General features: G+C 58.0%; 21 protein-coding genes, 1 tRNA gene and 1 pseudogene. 13 read left to right on the plus strand and 10 right to left on the minus strand.

The window, feature by feature from the left end; genetic code table 11:
- Positions 1-6: 6 nt before the first annotated feature.
- The 4 genes from BLV07_RS01450 to BLV07_RS01465 all read right to left on the minus strand — a co-directional run bounded on the left by BLV07_RS01450 (position 7) and on the right by BLV07_RS01465 (position 1,626).
- Complete coding sequence (locus BLV07_RS01450; protein WP_091878671.1) at positions 7-258, minus strand: helix-turn-helix transcriptional regulator; 252 nt, start codon at positions 256-258, stop codon at positions 7-9.
- Between the two features lie 206 nt (positions 259-464).
- Positions 465-980, minus strand: a complete 516-nt coding sequence (locus BLV07_RS01455; RefSeq protein ID WP_091878673.1) for a DUF2285 domain-containing protein — start codon at positions 978-980, stop codon at positions 465-467.
- Between the two features lie 61 nt (positions 981-1,041).
- Positions 1,042-1,251 carry a transcriptional regulator domain-containing protein gene (locus BLV07_RS48525; protein WP_091878676.1) on the minus strand — a complete coding sequence of 70 codons (210 nt, stop codon included), beginning with the start codon at positions 1,249-1,251 and terminating at the stop codon, positions 1,042-1,044.
- A 111-nt stretch (positions 1,252-1,362) separates the two neighbouring features.
- Positions 1,363-1,626 (minus strand): DUF2285 domain-containing protein, encoded by a 264-nt coding sequence (locus BLV07_RS01465; RefSeq protein WP_091878679.1) that lies wholly within the window; start codon positions 1,624-1,626, stop codon positions 1,363-1,365.
- A gap of 230 nt (positions 1,627-1,856) precedes the next feature.
- Here BLV07_RS01465 and BLV07_RS01470 point away from each other — a divergent pair, with 230 nt between their 5' ends.
- Positions 1,857-2,090, plus strand: coding sequence for a helix-turn-helix domain-containing protein (locus BLV07_RS01470; RefSeq protein ID WP_176945280.1), 234 nt, complete (start codon positions 1,857-1,859; stop codon positions 2,088-2,090).
- 163 nt (positions 2,091-2,253) lie between these two features.
- Positions 2,254-2,664 carry a hypothetical protein gene (locus tag BLV07_RS01475; RefSeq protein ID WP_091878684.1) on the plus strand — a complete coding sequence of 137 codons (411 nt, stop codon included), beginning with the start codon at positions 2,254-2,256 and terminating at the stop codon, positions 2,662-2,664.
- A gap of 111 nt (positions 2,665-2,775) precedes the next feature.
- Here the strand turns inward: BLV07_RS01475 and BLV07_RS01480 are convergent, their stop codons facing one another.
- A complete protein-coding gene (locus tag BLV07_RS01480; RefSeq protein ID WP_091878686.1) occupies positions 2,776-3,102 on the minus strand; it encodes a DUF736 domain-containing protein in 327 nt (108 codons plus the stop codon).
- Positions 3,103-3,824: 722 nt separating this feature from the next.
- Here BLV07_RS01480 and BLV07_RS01490 point away from each other — a divergent pair.
- Positions 3,825-4,172, plus strand: coding sequence for a hypothetical protein (locus tag BLV07_RS01490; RefSeq protein ID WP_091878692.1), 348 nt, complete (start codon positions 3,825-3,827; stop codon positions 4,170-4,172).
- 151 nt (positions 4,173-4,323) lie between these two features.
- Here BLV07_RS01490 and BLV07_RS01495 read toward each other — a convergent pair whose 3' ends face one another.
- The 3 genes from BLV07_RS01495 to BLV07_RS01505 all read right to left on the minus strand — a co-directional run bounded on the left by BLV07_RS01495 (position 4,324) and on the right by BLV07_RS01505 (position 5,899).
- Positions 4,324-5,142, minus strand: a complete 819-nt coding sequence (locus BLV07_RS01495) for an N-formylglutamate amidohydrolase (protein ID WP_176945281.1) — start codon at positions 5,140-5,142, stop codon at positions 4,324-4,326.
- Positions 5,143-5,240: 98 nt separating this feature from the next.
- Entirely contained in the window at positions 5,241-5,582 is a 342-nt protein-coding gene (locus BLV07_RS48530; RefSeq protein WP_244550937.1) for a hypothetical protein, read from the minus strand.
- Between the two features lie 244 nt (positions 5,583-5,826).
- Positions 5,827-5,899, minus strand: a tRNA-Arg gene (locus BLV07_RS01505).
- Between the two features lie 2 nt (positions 5,900-5,901).
- Here BLV07_RS01505 and BLV07_RS47305 point away from each other — a divergent pair.
- Entirely contained in the window at positions 5,902-6,051 is a 150-nt protein-coding gene (locus BLV07_RS47305) for a hypothetical protein (RefSeq protein ID WP_176945282.1), read from the plus strand.
- A gap of 309 nt (positions 6,052-6,360) precedes the next feature.
- Entirely contained in the window at positions 6,361-6,543 is a 183-nt protein-coding gene (locus BLV07_RS45810; protein ID WP_143035325.1) for a hypothetical protein, read from the plus strand.
- A 336-nt stretch (positions 6,544-6,879) separates the two neighbouring features.
- Here BLV07_RS45810 and BLV07_RS01510 read toward each other — a convergent pair whose 3' ends face one another.
- Positions 6,880-7,470 carry an ATP-dependent DNA ligase gene (locus BLV07_RS01510; RefSeq protein WP_091878697.1) on the minus strand — a complete coding sequence of 197 codons (591 nt, stop codon included), beginning with the start codon at positions 7,468-7,470 and terminating at the stop codon, positions 6,880-6,882.
- Positions 7,471-8,257: 787 nt separating this feature from the next.
- Here BLV07_RS01510 and BLV07_RS01515 point away from each other — a divergent pair.
- The 5 genes and pseudogenes from BLV07_RS01515 to BLV07_RS01530 all read left to right on the plus strand — a co-directional run.
- Positions 8,258-8,761, plus strand: a pseudogene (locus BLV07_RS01515) (IS21 family transposase); the annotation flags it as partial.
- Between the two features lie 146 nt (positions 8,762-8,907).
- Positions 8,908-9,879: a hypothetical protein gene (locus tag BLV07_RS01520; protein ID WP_091878700.1), complete on the plus strand. Its 972-nt coding sequence runs from the start codon at positions 8,908-8,910 to the stop codon at positions 9,877-9,879.
- 183 nt (positions 9,880-10,062) lie between these two features.
- The gene (locus tag BLV07_RS45815) at positions 10,063-10,455 is read left to right on the plus strand and encodes a helix-turn-helix transcriptional regulator (protein WP_143035326.1); all 393 of its coding nucleotides are present in this window, start codon (positions 10,063-10,065) and stop codon (positions 10,453-10,455) included.
- On the plus strand, positions 10,452-10,964 hold the full coding sequence (locus BLV07_RS01525) for a RuvC family protein (RefSeq protein WP_091878702.1): 513 nt from the start codon (positions 10,452-10,454) through the stop codon (positions 10,962-10,964). Before BLV07_RS45815 ends, BLV07_RS01525 begins: the two co-directional genes overlap by 4 nt.
- 133 nt (positions 10,965-11,097) lie before the next feature.
- Positions 11,098-11,322: a hypothetical protein gene (locus tag BLV07_RS01530; protein WP_143035327.1), complete on the plus strand. Its 225-nt coding sequence runs from the start codon at positions 11,098-11,100 to the stop codon at positions 11,320-11,322.
- A gap of 17 nt (positions 11,323-11,339) precedes the next feature.
- Here BLV07_RS01530 and BLV07_RS45820 read toward each other — a convergent pair whose 3' ends face one another.
- Positions 11,340-11,765 carry a hypothetical protein gene (locus BLV07_RS45820; protein ID WP_143035328.1) on the minus strand — a complete coding sequence of 142 codons (426 nt, stop codon included), beginning with the start codon at positions 11,763-11,765 and terminating at the stop codon, positions 11,340-11,342.
- 149 nt (positions 11,766-11,914) lie between these two features.
- On the opposite strand from BLV07_RS45820, the gene BLV07_RS01535 reads away from it, so the two are divergent.
- The 3 genes from BLV07_RS01535 to BLV07_RS01550 all read left to right on the plus strand — a co-directional run bounded on the left by BLV07_RS01535 (position 11,915) and on the right by BLV07_RS01550 (position 16,606).
- Positions 11,915-12,922, plus strand: a complete 1,008-nt coding sequence (locus tag BLV07_RS01535) for a hypothetical protein (RefSeq protein WP_143035329.1) — start codon at positions 11,915-11,917, stop codon at positions 12,920-12,922.
- A 1,544-nt stretch (positions 12,923-14,466) separates the two neighbouring features.
- Entirely contained in the window at positions 14,467-15,630 is a 1,164-nt protein-coding gene (locus BLV07_RS01545; protein WP_244550938.1) for a glycosyltransferase, read from the plus strand.
- Positions 15,605-16,606 (plus strand): SDR family NAD(P)-dependent oxidoreductase, encoded by a 1,002-nt coding sequence (locus BLV07_RS01550; protein ID WP_091878717.1) that lies wholly within the window; start codon positions 15,605-15,607, stop codon positions 16,604-16,606. The genes BLV07_RS01545 and BLV07_RS01550 overlap by 26 nt, the downstream gene beginning before the upstream one ends.
- The last annotated feature ends 9 nt before the right edge of the window (positions 16,607-16,615 follow it).

The raw sequence follows: 16,615 nt of genomic DNA on the forward strand, positions 1-16,615 counted from the left end.
GTTGCCTCAGCGATGCGCGTTGCCGGCGGCGCGCGCCTCGACGTAGCGCGGGTCCGACGTCGAGCTGCAAGCGGCCTGATCGGCCCAGGCTTCGAGATCGCCAATGGAATACACGACGCGCCCGCCGAGTTTGCGGAAGGTCGGACCGTTGCCGTGGCAGCGATACTTCTCGAGCGTACGCGGCGAGAGGCCAAGGAGGCGAGCGGCCTCAGGGGTGCGCACGTAGCGCGTCGTGAGCTGCGCGGTTCGGTCGAGCATGGGCGATCTCCGTCTTGCCTTGAAGCGCCGCAGCCAAGTCGCGGCCTGTCAGGGCCAGAGTGGCGGAGAGTTTTGGCGTTGGGGGTGGACGAAAATTCGCGTTCGATTGTGTCCCCCCACGGTCGCAACCGGGCGAAGCCAAGCGTCACCAGCGAGGCGTGGGCTAGCTCATCAGGGCGAATGGATTGGAGAGATCGAAGTGCCGGTCAGAGGCCGCGCAGGAGTTTCAGATAACCGCGCTCGACGAGCGCGATCGAATCGTGAATGAGCCGGTTCGCCTTACGGCGGGCATGCGAATCCTTCCACTCGACCGCGCGGTGCTGGGCGTGGTCGGAGGCGAGCACCTTCGCTGCAACATCGCGCGGGCCACCACCGAGGTCGTGGACGTCGAAGGCGTGAAGGAGCTGAATCAATCGCCGTTTCTGGAACGCCGTCAACCGCAAGGCCACCGGCAGAAGACCGGTACGCTGGCCAGCAAGGCAGCGCGCGAGGTGTAGCGCCACCTCGGCCCGCAGCTCGCCCATGCTGTCGAGCGGCACAAGCACAGCAGGGCGGCGCAGCGCCTGCTCGTCACGCAACCGGACATGCAGCTCACCCGACCCGTCCGCAATGGCAAGAGCACGACCGTCAGCATCGGACAGTTCGACGAGCGACTGCCCCAACGCAACGCGATCAATCGAACGGAGGGTATCGAAGCCCGGCGGCGCCGTCTCCAGGATCAAGGTCCCCGGTGATGCCACAGGAAGCCAGATGGCTGGCTCGGGCCCTACCGGAGAGACTGGATCATGGGCGACACCGCAACCTCCATCGACGTGCGAAACTCATTCGGATGGTGTCGGGATCAGCGCCCTCGCGCGCGATCTGGCGCTCAATGCGGGCGAAGTCGCGGCGGTAGTCGGCGTTGCGGCGAAGGAATTCCAAGGCAAATCCGGGACGCTCAAGGCGGTTCAGGCGTTCGATGGTCTCCGGCGAGCGCCAGTACTGGGTTGGCATGGTCGGTCTTCTCGTCTTTGTGCCCCACGCCACGATCCAAAAAGGCGGCACGGGAGACTAGACCCTGAGGTTGCATCACATGAGATCGCAATTTGCATGATTGGGCCCAGCTCACTGCATCCGCGGTTGCAACAATTGCTGATATCCGGATTGCGCCATCCATCGCGCACGGGCGAGATGGCTGTCATGGACGGTTTTGGCGCGATCCGGTTCCAGAACAGGGTCGAGGCCGAAGATCACGTGGACCACCTCACGCCAATCGGCCCCCTCTTCTTCGGCCATCAACAACCGGACGTAGATTGCAAGATGCTTTTCGTCGTAGGCGTTTACGCGATCGGTTTTTGGCGGCCTGTCCCGGAAAGACGTTTCGTTCATTGCAATCAAGCCCTCAGCATTGAAGCAACGTCTCAATTGGTTGGCGACCCGAAACGTTGCAATCCTTGAAATGGAACTGCGGTTATACCCCGCGATGCGCGGACTGCATCACCTTGCTCCCCGCCAGAGGCAAACAGGGCCTTTGGCAGAGCCCATGAATAGCACGACGTCGCACGAATCGGAACGATCGTTCCTGGAACGATCGTTCCGATGTGAGTTCCCTTGTCGCCATGGATCTCAAGGAGGTCATGGCGATCAATCTGCGTCGGATACGTCATGTGAAGAAAATGACGCAGGAAGAGTTGGCCGATGGCGCCGGACTAAGCGTCCGCTATGTCGGCGCAATTGAACGCGCAGACGTGTCGGCCAGCGTGACCGTGCTCGGCCGAATCGCGGAGGCCCTAGGGGTCGAGGCAACCGACTTGATCAAACGAACGGCGGTTCATCCTCATCGCGCCCGATGAGGGAGCGAATTGTGCTCCATCGCAGCCTTCACGCGCTATAAATCAACGGAGCATTGATTCACGCAAAAGTTGATAGGCGACCTTACATAAATCTGGTCTCTCTCCAGAGACGCATATCTGTCCAGGGGCGGAACGGCATGCTGGGCGAGATGGAGTAGGCTTTATGACCCTGTATGAGCACTTGCCAGCCGACATCCGCGAAGTCGTGGAAGCTTACGTCGGGGACCTCAGGCCCCTACCTTGGCGTACTCGCTTCCTCTTGCTGATTGATCTCCTTCAAGAGAAATTGGAGACTGGGGCCGCCGCTCAGCACTGGCGTCTGCTTCAACAATGGACCGGCATAGTGACGGCGATCTTGGAACACTTGCGGCCTGACAGTTCGGTCGTCGAATGTCTGGGGTTGATGAGCATCAGCTTCAATGACCAATGGCGCGCTCAGGCGCTCGCCCAGATCGAACGGGATCCTACGGTGCTGGATCGTCTGGTCGCAGTCTGTCCCGACTGGGAAGACATCGTCAATAGTGTGGTGGAGGCCAATCAAAGGCGGCCGATCAAAGCGGCACGCGAGCGCTGATCGGAATTTATTGCGCAGTCCCCACTTGCCGTCACGGCCGGCGAATGCCTCGCGATTCCTCAACGTGGCGATGCCCCGCCCGGACCAGCCGGGCGAGGCACTGTGGGCCGGTCAGTCGCCGTTGCGGCGGCTGGGGCGAGACCAGATCAGGCTGAAGCCCTCACCGTCCTCGTCGTCGAAGAGGTTGGCGAAGATCGGAGCGGTGAAGCTCGGATCGTCGAGCTTGAGGCTCAGATAGTCGCGGCCCTCGTTGGAGCGCTTGGACCAGCCGGCCCCGATCTCAACTCGGCCGACATAGACCCGGTGGCTCGGTGCGTTCTCGCCGGAGCGGTTGGTTTCGGGGACGATGCGGACGTTCCTTGCCTGCAGCGAGAGGGTAACGATTTCGCCGGTGAACTCGTTGTTGCCGGACTTCTTGAATGTGCCGATGGTCGCCATGGTAGTTCTCCTTGATCTCTGTCTTTCGAGCCCGCACCTTGCGGCCTCGATGGTGATCGACAGGCCGGAGGCGATCGACGGCGCACCCCGAAGGGGCCGAAGCGTTAGCGGAGGAGGGCAGCCGGGCGACTTTCTTGCTTCGCGAGGAATGACGGCGCAGCCGGCAGGGGAAGAAAGTCGATCGGCGCCATTGCGCCATAGGCGGTCGAGGCTTTAGCCGTCCTTCGGCCAGATCCATCCATCGAAGAGGCCGTTTGGTGCGCTCGATCCGAACAGAGCTGACATCAAGGAGAACGTGGCGACTTGCGAATACCGCCGAGAGGCTCGCCCAACGAACTCAATGGTGATTGGCTCTCTCCCTGAGGTTGGGGATTGGCGCTTCCGCGATCACGCCTCGGCAGGCACGCAGCGTTCACGAGTGACGCTGGCCATAGGTGTGATTCCCTGCCCTTTGATTGAAGCCCTGCAACGATCCCCACGAACCTGCCATTCTACGATGATTGGTCGATCCTCGATGCTTGGGCCGCTCTGAGCGTTGCTCCAAGGACGGCGAACGCTCCGCTCCTCGATCGAATCGGCGACGTTAGACCTGGGGTTATTGGGCCTCGCCAATTCTTGTCTCGCAGGTTCGGGCACGGCTAAACATAAAGGCGCTGTCCGAACAGCAAAATGCCTTAGTGGAGGAGCATGACCGCGCAGATGCACGAGGAGGGTGGAAACAGATGAGCGATAATTGTGGGCTTGAACATAGAACGATCGAAGCGATACGGCACTATCGTGAGGCCCTCGCCGAGGTCGAAAGCCTGGAACGAGAGCAAGCTTCCGCGCATCGAGCGCTGACCCGAACGCTGCTTGAGCTGGGGCGCGCCATACGCGAAGAAGACGCGCTGTCTCTCAAGGATAGCCTGTTGGAAATTGGCTCAGCAGTTGTCTCGCGATCGGACGAAGCGTCGGTCGCCCTAAGCGAGGCGGCTGCGCGACTGGATGCAGCCCGCCTGACCGTGGCCGCTCTCGAGCGGAAACTGGGATATATTCCAAAAGTCCCGATTGCGGCGAGAGATTCGGCCTAGGGCGGCGAGTACCCATTAATTATCGATGATGTCCGCTTCGCCTCGATCCCGACGGCCTTTGTGCAAGCGCAGCAAATGTCGCGATAAGCCAATTTCGGACGCAAGAGCTTCCCATTCAGTGATTGGTTCTGGCAGTCCGAGGTATTGGTCCCTATCTACCGCACCAGAAGCCAATGATCTCATTGAACGCATCGCGAAGCTTTGGCTTGAGACTTTGGAGCCGCGTCGGATCGATCTGCGGCCGGATTGGTTCGTCGATACGGCTGCAATCCATGTACGTCGTGTAACGCAGCTCAATCTGCAACGCTTCGGTCAACGGGCCGAAATGTCTCTTGATCAGATAACCTCCGGAAAACGGATCGTTGCAAACGATCCGCAAACCCTGGCGCTCGAAGGCGTTGGTGGCGAGGGATGTCGTCCGTTGCCGACATGATATCCCTCGTAGATCACCAATGCAGATATCGTCTTCAATAGGTCCGAAAAAGGCGTGCAGATCGAAGAGAAGAACCCGTTCGTGCGAATTTAGTAGCCCTCCGATGATATTCGATAGTGCTTGGTGATAGGGCGAATAGTAGCTGGCGAGCCTTTGGGGAAGGTCGTTCGAATCTGGGAGCTGCTGATAGATCGGCGTCCCATCGAACATCGAATCGAAAATGACAGCTTCCTTGAAGGAGCCAAATAGCAATCCTTCTGGATCACGATTGAGATCAACGACGTATCGACTGTGTGTCGCCGTTATCGTCGTCACGCCCAACTCGGGCAAAAAATCGTAGACTTGCGGAAGATGCCAGTCGGTGTTCCTGAGCCATGTTTGATGAAGCGGCGTAAATTCATTCGCTATTGAGGGCGGAACGAACGTGCCGCTGTGTGGCAGACTGGCAACGACGGGAATTGATCGTCCAGGTGCAGGTTGGCCGATCCGATACAGCACCTGATCGAACCCGCTCGCAACGGCCAGTGTGTTAGTCATGAACTTCGCACCTCCCGCCCACTGCATCGCTCGACAGACCCAGCGCGGGAGCACCTATCCGATATCAACGCGGGTAAGCTGAGGCGGCGAACGATAAGTCACTCTTCAAGCTCGCCGAGCAAGGCGTTGCGCTTGTCCTGAAGCTCGAGAAGGTATTCAGCAACCGAACGCTGCGTCTTCTGCCACTCGATGCGATCTTCCGCGGTCCAAAGGAAGCACTGGCGTTCGAAGCGAGCCTTCTCGCGCTCGTCGAATTCCTTGTAGAGTTTGATATCACGATCCACTTCATCGAGTTGTTCTCGAGTAGTATTAGGCATAGCGGCGTTCATTTTCAGGTAACGGCGGATTAGGCGCTCAAGCTCTCGCGGGCCCTCGCTGTTGCCGCAGAAAAACGCGGCAAAATTCCAAGCATCAACCGAGGCGGGGCCGATATAACGCATGGTCGGGCCGGAACGAGCGAAAAGCTGCAGAATTTGAAGAAATCCTGTTGCTTCGAGTAAGGATCTGCAGTCATTCCTCCCGGCTCGCCGATACAACCCGTTGCGCTTCTACATCACCACTGACGGTTCTATGCCAAATCCCGATCTATTGTTTCTGGTCCTGGGTGGTCTCACCCTCGGAGGCCTCGTCGGCGCCCTGCTTAAAGCTCTGATCGGCGACCAGGAGCTACGCGACCATGGATGATGCCCTCGGCAGGACTTGAACCTACGCCACGAGACGTAGAAACTCCCCGCTCTTTCCATTGAGCTACGAGGGCACATGGCAGAGGTGAAAATCACGGCCAACCGATCGGACGAAGAAAGCTGGCGCATCGATCGCCTCGAGGAAGTCCGCGATCTTATGCTCGAGGAGAGCCTGAAGAACGTGCTCGCGCTTCACGATCACAAGGCCAATCTCTACGTCGACTGATCGGAAACGCCGAGCACTGACAATCTCGCCACGGTCATCAAGATTTGGTCCGACAAAGGCGAACCGCACTCAAACCATTCGGTGCGCGGGCGTCCGCTTGTGTGGGATATGGGCTGATACAATCCGTTCGGTGGTCCTGAATTTCTCTAGATCGATTGGAAGCCCCTGCCGGCTTATAGCGGCTTTGCAGACCGCCGCATGCCTGTTCGCCATGGGGCCAATTAGAACAATTGTCAAAGTGCGCCGCTAGTTTGGTAGCGATAACGGAGGTCGATTCGCATGCCAGCACTTTGGACGGGGTCACAATGAATGGTGACGAAAAACGGCGTCGACACTACTGATCGAAGGTATTTCATCGCGAAAGAGCGCGTGCACGAGGAAGATCCTCCTGGATACAGCTGGGAACGACACATGGAAGAGAAGGACTGGGTCGATATGACCGACTTCCGCCGTGCGATGACGTTCGCGCGCGCGACATGGCCGAAGCAGTGAGGTCTGCACGCACAGGAGCCGTCCGGGGGGCAGAGTCCAATGCCTGACCGATCGGCCTGTGCGCGATAGGTGGCGAGGCGCGTGCGCAGCGCCGGTTCTTGACGTCAAATCCCGACGATCAAGCTGTAGCGGTTCCAGCCTCTACCGGCGCCGATCGCGTCAGACCGTGCCGCATCTGGCGCGCTCCGCGACCGCGGCGCGACCTTAACCCACGACAGCAATACGCGGCTGATTGAAACCGTCTCAGAAGGCCTATGGTGATGGTGCTCGTAGAACACTGAGTTAGCGGTGGGGCTGGGGCTCCTTCTCTGGCGATATGTTGGAGGCGCGGCCGTTCTATAGCTCGCGCTCAATGGCGGGGTGACTGCGGTTCTTGACCTTGATCCAGAATTTTTGCCGCCCGCCGCGGTAAGGCCGATCGCGATGTTTGGAGACCAGGCCCTCTAGGCCCATCCGGCAGGCTGCCCGAAAGAGGTCAGGACCGATCTCGCCGCGCTCGAATGGTGCCACCGTGATCCCGTCCGGCCGCCGGGCCAATAGCCTCTCTAGGTTTGTCTTCCGGAGGTGTAGAGGCAGAGCGCGCAAATCATCGCCGCCCATCGCGAGGATATCGAAGGCGTAAAGCTGGACTTCGTGATCGTGCCTGCGGGAATGAAGCGCGTTGAAATCGGAGATGCCGTCAACACCCAGGATCACGGCCTCGCCGTCGATGACGAATTGCTTCTGCCGGTTCTTCAAAGCAGCTTCGACAATCCAGGGATAGCGCTTGGTCCAGTCGGTGCCGTTGCGAGACAGCAGGCGCACGCGTTCGTTCTCCCGGATGACTAGTATCCGGTAGCCGTCGTGCTTCACCTCATGAATCCAGTCCGGTCCTGACGGGACCTGCTTGCCGGCAGTTGCCAGGCAAAGCTCGTATGCCATACGCATGGACGGAAGATAGGAGCCCGCCACGGATTTTACGAATCTGCTGAAGTTTCCTGCAGGTAACAGTGCTGAGGCGTACAGACACCGCGATGAGCGGTGAGTAGCCTCCTTTCGCTTGGCCCTTGCTAGCCCGAGGGCCCAGCTTCCTCCAGCGGCCCCGGCCTCACCCTCGAGCGCCCCCCGGCCGGGGCCGTCTTTCGGGTTGTTGAAATTAGGATGAAGGGGGCCGCCCGACTGAGGCAGTTTTGCTTTTCAGGCGCTTGCGCTCGCACGCGGCCTTGATCTCGAACAGGACGACTATTGATCCGACCATCGAGACTCCAACCGCCGCCATTATCAGAATCATCATTGTCATGGTTCTGATGCTAACACCGGCCTCGGTTCAGTTAATCCATCGTCCGGCGGCTCGAGCAAAGGTTCAATGGAACAGCTCCGAAAAATCTGACCGCGCCGAGTTCCTCACCTGCCGACGAAAAGGCCCCAGCTCTGAAGAGGAGGAGCCAAGGCCTTCGCGCGCTGTCTGACAGGAGGAGGGTCCACGAGGAGAAGTCAGTTCCTTTCTGAACGTTCCTTCATATGTGATTTTTTAGGTTTCAAGCCGCGACTCGCGGAGGAGAAGTTCCGTTCCTGGAACTATTAATGCGGTTTCCGCTCGATGTCGCCCAGCATTCCGAGATGATCTCGCCCACCATTCCGATTTGAAGTCGCCCACCCGTTCCGAGATGATGTCGCCCACCATTCCGGGATGATGTCGCCCGGGTGACGAGGCCGTGTGCGCGATGTGATCAGGATGAAGGCGGCTGGGCTGCCGAGCCGCGAGATTGCGCGGCGGATGGGCGCGGCGCCCTCGACAGTGCGGTTGACCATCCGGCGGTTCGAGGCCGCAGGCCTGAGCTGGCCGTTGCCCGACGAACTCACGGACGCGGCCCTGGAGGCCCGCCTGTTCGCCAAGACCGGCAACGGCAACCGGCAGGGTCACCGCCGCATCGTCGAGCCCGACTGGGCGGCGGTGCACCGCGAGCTCAAGCGCAAGCACGTGACGCTGTCGATCCTGTGGGAGGAGTACATTGCCGCCGAGCCCGGCGGATACCGGTACTCGCGCTTCTGCGAGCTCTACCGCGCCTGGGAGGGTCGCCTGTCGGTGACGATGCGCCAGGCGCACGCGGCCGGCGACAAATTGTTCGTCGACTACGCGGGCGACGGCGTGCCGGTGGTGGTCGACCGCCTCACCGGCGAGCGGAGGACGGCGCAGGCCTTCGTCGCCGTGCTCGGCGCGAAGTTGTCCTACTCCCATCGGAGCCACGCTCCTATGGAGGCGAGCAAGAGCTCGTCTCGGAGGTCATTGCGTTTATTCATCGCTATGCCGATCTCAGCCCGACATTCGAGCAGGTCGCTGGTCATTACGTACTGCTAAGCTGGGTCTATGACGGCTTCAATGACTTGCCGTACCTTCGACTTCGTGGCGATTTCGGGACAGGGAAGACGCGCTCGCTCCTCACGATCGGCTCGCTCTGCTATAAGCCATTCTTCGCAAGCGGTGCCTCAACCGTCTCGCCAATCTTCCACACGCTCGATGCTTTCCGCGGAACGCTCATCTTCGATGAGGCCGATTTCCGCTTTAGCGACGAGCGATCCGAGATCGTCAAGATCCTCAACAACGGCAACGTCCGCGGGATGCCGGTTCTGCGCACGGTCATGAACCGCCAACGAGAGTTCAACCCGCAAGCCTTTCATGTCTTTGGACCGAAGATCGTTGCCTCACGAGGCCGCTACGAGGATCGCGCTTTAGAGAGCCGCTTCATCACTGAAGAAATGGGAGTCCGACCACTGCGCAGCGACATTCCCATCAACCTCCCGTCAACCTTCACAGAAGAGGCGCGTGAGTTGCGGGACAAGCTGCTCTTGTATCGCTTTCGCAGACGTCACGAAGTCAAGCTCGATCCGGCCCTTGTCGACTTGACGCTCGAGCCGCGAATCAACCAAATCATGCTGCCGCTCCTCAGCGTGGTCCACGACGTGGCGGTCCAGGCCGAGGTACGGAAGGCTGCGAAGCGCGCTCAGGAGTCGATCATTGCCGAGCGGGGTCTCCTGATGGAAGCGCAGGTCCTGGAAGTGCTCATTGAACAGATGTTGTCGTCCAACAGACGCGTCGTCCCGGTCGCCGACGTTACCATAGGCATGATCCGACGCTACGGCACTGAATATGACGTACCAATCAGCAACCGCTGGATCGGAAGCATTCTGCGCAAAAAGCTAAACCTTCAGACGTATAAATCGCACGGCGTCTACGTCGTCCCCATGGCCGAGAGGGAGAAGGCCGAGATGTTGTGTCAGAGATATGGTGTAAGCGTTACAATGGACACGACCTCAACAGAAGCTAAGGGGGACTTGGGGACTTCGGGGACGTCCTAGAAGCACATCATCCCAAGTCCCCCAAGTCCCCAAGTCCCCATCTCCACCCGATCTTCATGCCGGATAGGTCATGCTTTCTGAAGCCACGATAGATAGAATGAGGGACGCAGTTTTGTAGTAAGTGCCGAGTCGGCACTTTTTCGTGTCTCGGTCGAGACCACTTTCAGGGGGATCATAGCATGCGTGCCTGTCATCTTGCTGGCCGGCCTTGCACCATCTATGCATCACCGACACCAATCATACCTTCGTCCGCATCGGCGTCGCTGGGGGCTCACCCAGCAGGAGCTCGCATTTCTAATTGGTATAAAGAGCCGAACTGCCATTTCTCGAATTGAAGGGTTGAAGCGAAAACCAAGCCTCAATGCGGCGCTCATATGCACGATGATCTTCGATATACCCGCATTAGAGTTGTTCCCTGGACTCCTCTCGGAGCTCCGTCAAGCCATTCTCGCGCGAGCCAACGAACTCTATGACGAACTTCAGGGTGATTCGTCCAAAGCAGCGCGTCTGAAGCTCGACTTTCTTGAACAGCTTATGGAGCGAGTGAACGCCAAACATTCTGCATCGACCGTATGAGCATGCTCCGCCGCCATGCCCTCGTCCTCTCTGTCTATCTAAACACGCGCGGCTTTGCTTTCATCGTCTTCGAAGGTCATCTGTCGCCGTTCGATTGGGGGATACGCGAGACACGCGGCCCCAGAAAGAACAACACATGCCTCATTCGTATCACAACGGTTTTCGATCGATATGCGCCCGATGCTCTCGTCATTCAGAATACGTCCGAATCTGGGACCGAGCGGGCGCGACGCATTCGCAACCTGAATTCCGCGATTGTTAAACTCGCAGAGGCTCGCGGCATTCCTGTGTTTGCGTATTCGCGGGACCAGGTTCGACGCACGTTCGAGCCCTACGGATGCCCGAACAAGGAAAGTCTTGCTGAGTTGATCGCAAAACACATTCCGGCGTTTGAGCAATATGTCCCGCCGCGTCGCAGATCGTGGATGAGTGAAGATCGCCGAATGGGACTGTTCGATGCTGCGGCGCTCGCGCTTGTGTTCTTCCAAACACTGGCGAGCGAGACGTAGCCCGTCCTCCCCTCGGCTACTCGCAGGAGGTATGTATGACTTCATGATGGAATACCATTCCGCGAGCTAGACTCTACGATGAACTGGACCAATCAGGTGTCTCATTCAATATGTGGAACGTGAACAGGACATCATGATCAAGCAATATGCCGCCAATAAGCATCGGCTCACCTATCTTAAGCCCCGCTATTTGGAGATCTTTGAGTATCGTGTCGGCCTTGCAGATGGGTCCTTCCACACCCTCCGGGAAGCCGGCGAGAAGTACGGCGTCAAAGGGGTACGAATTCAGCAGATAACAGCGCGGGTTGAATACGAACTTGAGCAGCTGCAGGTGCGCACCAGAGATCGATCGGCGTGACCGCCATCCAGTCTTTGTCAACTTCTGTTATCTCGCCGCCACTGCTCGACCAGTATCCTCATTGCGTCCGTACGAGAGCCTCCATGATGACTCATCCAGTGTGCAATCATGCGCTCACGATCTGCCGCACTCTTGATTGCAAAGACGTTCAGGAAACTCTGTTCGATATTATCCTTTTGCCCTGAATTGTCGCCGAAAGTTACTTTGACATGGATTGAGCGATGCACATTGTTCATTGTTCCAGCGTCTGTCTCGTTCCTGCGAGGAAACGTACGGTACGAGTTGGGGTTAGAGAGATCCGGCATAATATGAATACCGGTCGGATGGGAGCCAGCCGACTTACTCAAGCCCGAGGCGTGGGCGGCAACGACCGGAGCACTCCTTCGATTCAGCCAACCAAATCGATCTATCAGGAACAGAACTAATAACTCAATGCGCGCCAACAGCGTCTCCGGCTTGCCCTCTTGTTGATCTCAAGGATAAGGTTGCATTCGTGATGACTACGGCGTGGCCGAAGCTGTTGGACTGCTCAAGAGCATCGACTAGCCGCCTGCACTTGATCGCGGCTAGTGCCCGCCCGGGGAGGGGCTGCATGTTGAATCTGATCGAGACGACGATAGAAAAAATCTACGCGCAGGAGAAGCTGGAGGCGCGGCTTCAGAAGTCGTGGCAGAACCAGGAAAAGCGCGTCGTGGTCTGGCGCCCGGACAGCCGGCGCATGGCCGTGCACCACAACGGCCGATACTGGTATGGGTCGCTCCCGCTCGGTCCGAAGGAAGTTTCGATCCCTCGCCGCTGGTACCCATTTGGAGAGTATCGGGAAAGCGGCAATCTTGAAATTGCCATCGAACTCAACATGCCTTGGTCGAACGACAAGCGCGTGTCGGGTTTCTTCGCAAAAGATGCTGAGACGGGCGCCGTGTACCTCATGCACGATGGCGGGGTCGGCGGCGGCCGAAAGGGCGTTGGCCGCATGCCGTTTCTCGCGTGGTCCAATTCAAAACTAGTTCCTGTGGCCGGTGCAGACGATGTCCGTCTGGCAGTGGTTGTCGCGCCGGTTGACGCGAGCAGCACAGCCGCCGACATTGCCCGCTTCGTACAGTCGGCCATCGACTTCAAGGAAGCCGCCGCGAGAGGAGAAACGACGACGCCGCAAGCGCTCGCCGCACAGCGGCGTTTCGGAAAGTACTTCGACGAATTCTCGGGCAAGAAGCGGAGGCGTCGCCTTGAGGAGATCGAATATATATCCCGACATGGAGATATCGTTCGTGCGGTGCACGACTGGCGAGAGAGCACGCTTCGGCGGAACGAGAAACTCTTTAAGGATGGCTATGTTGATCTCGGAGTGCAGGCTGGAGGCGTCTTGCGCGAAATCTATGAGGTGAAGTCGAGCTGCGAGCGGCAGTCACTCTACACGGCAATCGGGCAAGTCGTGGTTCACGACGATACCCAGTGTGGAGATTGCAAACGTTTCCTTGTTCTGCCGGATGGCGAAGCCATCCCCACAGACGTGGCGCGGGCTCTCACTCGCGCGGACATATCCCTCATTCGGTTCACGCTTCAAGGGGAGAAGGTCCGTCTGTCTCAGCCCAAGCCTTAATCAGGATCGAGCTGCATCGCTCGCATCAAGATGCGGCACGCCGCATGCCCGCAGTTCTCTGGGCAAGCATTGGGGTTCGCTGGTTCTGGGACCGTCTCCAATCCGGTTCGCTTTCGCCGACCGATGAGCCGAGCAGCCATCATGGAGGCCAGAGTGACAACCGGCACCACGACAACGATCATCACGAGCGCGGGAAGCGTTTACGCTCACATCTACGCAGATTAGGGTCGAGTGCTCGACCATAACCAGTGAATAAAATGGCTGGCTGGCTCAATCAACAGGACAGCGGTCAAGATGACCAGCACCCACGTGAGCACGATCAATTTTCTGGCTAGCCCTTCGCTCGATGCATCCATTTTGTGAAGCGCGTTTACTAGATCGTAGTTGATACGAACGGTGAGAGCGGCCAAAAGGGAAGGTGGAAATCCAGCCCGAGCCCGAGATTGGTCCATAAGCACGGCAAGAACCGCTTGCCAATCGCTCGGCGACATTCGATGGAGGCTGCGAATTCGCTCCTCTAACTCCTCGGAAACGAAAGAGTGATCCCTGCTCGTCATCTGAGTGTCCCTTCAGAAACCGGTCCCGAACCGGGCATCTTACCGAATGCAGCGATCGAAAAGCAAAATACCAAGTCGAAGGTATGCCGCACGATTTTGAATCCGCCCTAAAGCCCTCGCGGAGCGCGATAAGTGCCAATTCCAATGGTGGGTAAATTATTTGTTCAACCCTCACGGCCTAAACGGCTGAACGACTGTCGATCCAAATGCCCCGATATTAGTGCCGTTCCGTGAACTATACAAATTGAACCAGCTGCGGAGGCGCCCGCCTCATCAGCCCTCTGAACTCCGAGTACCGAGTGGCACGCGATTATCTGTGCCACACGATTCCATCAAACACCGTCCTTGCGGGAGACCACGGCTCCGGCAAGCACGACGTCAATTCCAATCTGATATCGAGTTCTCCGTGATAGCTACTGGCGTCGACGGAGACGGTTTTTCTTAATGTCCCTCTACAGCGCTCTTTGTCGCGGCCTTGAGGGCAGCCTCGTTGAGCTCAGGTTCTCAATTGATAGAGCGGCGATATGCTGCGCGAAATGGGACAGAGCGCTGCGAAGCGGCTTGAGCAAATTGTGGATTCGCGGCTTTCCCGCGCGATACTCGAGCTAACGCTCAAATACTGCAGGTCAGCCCTAAAAACGCATGATACGAGCGCAACTGCAGGTTTACTTTCGCGGCATTGATTCAGGGGGCGTACGGTTGTTGGCAGGCAACCGTACGAAGCGTACCGTTATGACGTAATTCGAACACGCTTGCAGAGCGCATGCAGACTTGGTCCGTTCCGCACCAACTTTGCACGCCGATAGCGAGCCTCAATCTGTCAATACAACTTGGTCTGACCTACTTAGCGGGGCAGACGAACAGAGGGCGGCGCTGATGCAGGGGCGTTGCAATTTATCATTTTAATACTTGGTGATTTTGGCTGTTAGTTAGTGGGGGTTTTACGTGGGGGTGGACGTTGGGCGAGCCGAGGCTCGGCCTAAAATTTTGTATATCGTACCGGAAGACTGGACATTCACCACGCACTTTCTGGAGCCGGCTCGCGCAGCGCAGGGCGCAGGCTTAGAAGTCGTGGTCGCCACTTTTGTGCGGCACCAGCGGGCTGCGATCGAGCGAGAAGGCTTCCGTATCCTGGAGATGCCGACGGAACGCTCCTCTCTCTCGCCATTATCGATTCTTCGCTCGATTCTGCGCCTTCGCAAAATTCTATCGGAGGAGCGGCCGGACCTTGTTCATGCTCTTCAGATAAGATCGATCGTACTGTTGGGCTTATCGGGCTCGATTGGACGCAAATACCCTCTCCTCGCCTCGTTCACAGGCCTTGGTCAGCTGTGGGGACGCTCCGGATGGGCCGCTGGGATGGCCCGACAATTTGTTCGGCTGCAGACCGGCTGGCTCGCGCGAGGCTGTGCTGCTCTCGTCTCATTTGAGAACGTAGATGATCGCCGCCAGTTTCCGCACGTGGCGAATTCTGTGGTCATTGGCGGATGGGGTATTGAGATTGAGCCCCGCCGATCGACCAAGAGAGCGGATGATGACAGCACCGTCCGAGTTGCCTTTCTTGGACGGATGCTGAAATCGAAAGGTCTCGAGACTACGGTAGAGGCCGTGTGGCTTGCGCGATCCCAGGACTCGCGGATCGAGTTGGAGCTTTGGGGGACCCCCGATCCGGGAAATCCGACAAGCTATACAGGAGACGAACTGACCCTGGTTTCCAGGCTCGACGGCATCAATTGGCTGGGGAAGGCTCCTGACATCGCGACTGTTTGGGAGCACGCAGACATTGCGATCCTTCTGTCCGAGAGTGAAGGAATGCCACGAGCACTCATGGAGGCCGCCGGCTACGGCGTACCGATGATTGCAACGAACGTACCTGGTTGTCGCTCTGTCGTGCGGGACGGCGTTGATGGTGTGCTGGTGCCGTACAACGATGCCGCAGCTGCGGCAGAGGCCATTGTGCGCCTCGCACGAGCCCCAGCAACTCGAAAGAATATGGGCCGAATGGCTCGCGAACAATTCGAGAAACGCTTTTCGAGGACAGCGGTCGTACCGAAGATTCTCGAGATCTATTCACGCCTCATCGCAAATCGTGAGAATACAACTCTAATTCGAGTGCCGTGCGATCATGGATCAGAACCTATTTTATCGTAACCGAAAGGTCTTAGTTACTGGCGCCGCCGGTTTCATCGGAAGCCATCTCACAGAAGTCCTCGCGCAAATGGGCGCTAATGTGACGGCAATGATCCGGTACAGCTCTTCGCCCGCATGGGGAAACCTTGAGCATTCGCCGTCAGATTTGAAGAACTCGATCAAAGTGATCGCCGGGAATATCGAAGATCCGGAGTTTGTTACTCAGACGGTCCGCGGCCAGGATGTTGTCTTTCATCTGGCTGCTTTGATCGCGATTCCATATTCCTATGTTGCACCACGAAGTTACGTCCGAACGAATATTGAAGGCACTCTAAACGTCTTGGAAGCTGCTCGGCGTCTTGGTGTAGCTCGCGTCGTCCACACCTCGACGTCCGAGGTCTACGGAACCGCAATCACCGAGACCATTGACGAAGGCCATCCGCTCCAGGGGCAGTCACCTTATTCCGCATCCAAGATCGGGGCCGACAAGATCGCGGAGAGCTATTTCCGCTCCTTCTCGACACCTGTGGTGACCGTGCGGCCCTTCAACACCTTCGGCCCACGGCAATCGGCCCGTGCTTTCATTCCGACGATCATTTCACAGGCTGCAACACGCGAGGTTATCGAGCTCGGCGCTCTGGATACGTTGCGCGATATGACCTTTGTGGGGGACACGGTTTCCGGCTTCCTTGCGGCAGGCGCAGCATCGAGCATCGAAGGCGAGACAATCAATCTCGGTACAGGTCAGACATTCCCGGTGAGCCACTTCGCGGAGCGAATACTGGCGTTGATGAACGTGAGAAAGAGGATCGTTCAAGACGCGAAGCGCATTCGCCCCGCAACAAGCGAAGTGTTTCGGCTTGTCTCAAACAACCAAAAGGCCCGTCGGCTGTTGCGCTGGACGCCCGAAACCTCAATCGACGACGGCCTGAAGCGCACCATCAGTTTTGTCGAAGCCAACATCGGCGCATATCGCGCAAACGTATATAATATTTAGCGAAGACTC

It is taken from the genome of Bradyrhizobium sp. Rc2d, from assembly GCF_900099855.1.
Classification (GTDB): Bacteria; Pseudomonadota; Alphaproteobacteria; order Rhizobiales; family Xanthobacteraceae; genus Bradyrhizobium.

Coding starts and splice junctions, on each gene's coding strand:
- BLV07_RS01465 (WP_091878679.1), bottom strand. CDS start 1,626: ATGAACGAAACGTCTTTCCGGGACAGGCCGCCAAAAACCGATCGCGTA.
- BLV07_RS48525 (WP_091878676.1), bottom strand. CDS start 1,251: ATGCCAACCCAGTACTGGCGCTCGCCGGAGACCATCGAACGCCTGAAC.
- BLV07_RS01480 (WP_091878686.1), bottom strand. CDS start 3,102: ATGGCGACCATCGGCACATTCAAGAAGTCCGGCAACAACGAGTTCACC.
- BLV07_RS45810 (WP_143035325.1), top strand. CDS start 6,361: ATGGTGACGAAAAACGGCGTCGACACTACTGATCGAAGGTATTTCATC.
- BLV07_RS01475 (WP_091878684.1), top strand. CDS start 2,254: ATGACCCTGTATGAGCACTTGCCAGCCGACATCCGCGAAGTCGTGGAA.
- BLV07_RS01495 (WP_176945281.1), bottom strand. CDS start 5,142: ATGACTAACACACTGGCCGTTGCGAGCGGGTTCGATCAGGTGCTGTAT.
- BLV07_RS48530 (WP_244550937.1), bottom strand. CDS start 5,582: ATGCGTTATATCGGCCCCGCCTCGGTTGATGCTTGGAATTTTGCCGCG.
- BLV07_RS01470 (WP_176945280.1), top strand. CDS start 1,857: ATGGATCTCAAGGAGGTCATGGCGATCAATCTGCGTCGGATACGTCAT.
- BLV07_RS01450 (WP_091878671.1), bottom strand. CDS start 258: ATGCTCGACCGAACCGCGCAGCTCACGACGCGCTACGTGCGCACCCCT.
- BLV07_RS47305 (WP_176945282.1), top strand. CDS start 5,902: ATGGCAGAGGTGAAAATCACGGCCAACCGATCGGACGAAGAAAGCTGG.
- BLV07_RS01535 (WP_143035329.1), top strand. CDS start 11,915: ATGTTGAATCTGATCGAGACGACGATAGAAAAAATCTACGCGCAGGAG.
- BLV07_RS01530 (WP_143035327.1), top strand. CDS start 11,098: ATGATCAAGCAATATGCCGCCAATAAGCATCGGCTCACCTATCTTAAG.
- BLV07_RS01550 (WP_091878717.1), top strand. CDS start 15,605: ATGGATCAGAACCTATTTTATCGTAACCGAAAGGTCTTAGTTACTGGC.
- BLV07_RS01525 (WP_091878702.1), top strand. CDS start 10,452: ATGAGCATGCTCCGCCGCCATGCCCTCGTCCTCTCTGTCTATCTAAAC.
- BLV07_RS01510 (WP_091878697.1), bottom strand. CDS start 7,470: ATGCGTATGGCATACGAGCTTTGCCTGGCAACTGCCGGCAAGCAGGTC.
- BLV07_RS01490 (WP_091878692.1), top strand. CDS start 3,825: ATGAGCGATAATTGTGGGCTTGAACATAGAACGATCGAAGCGATACGG.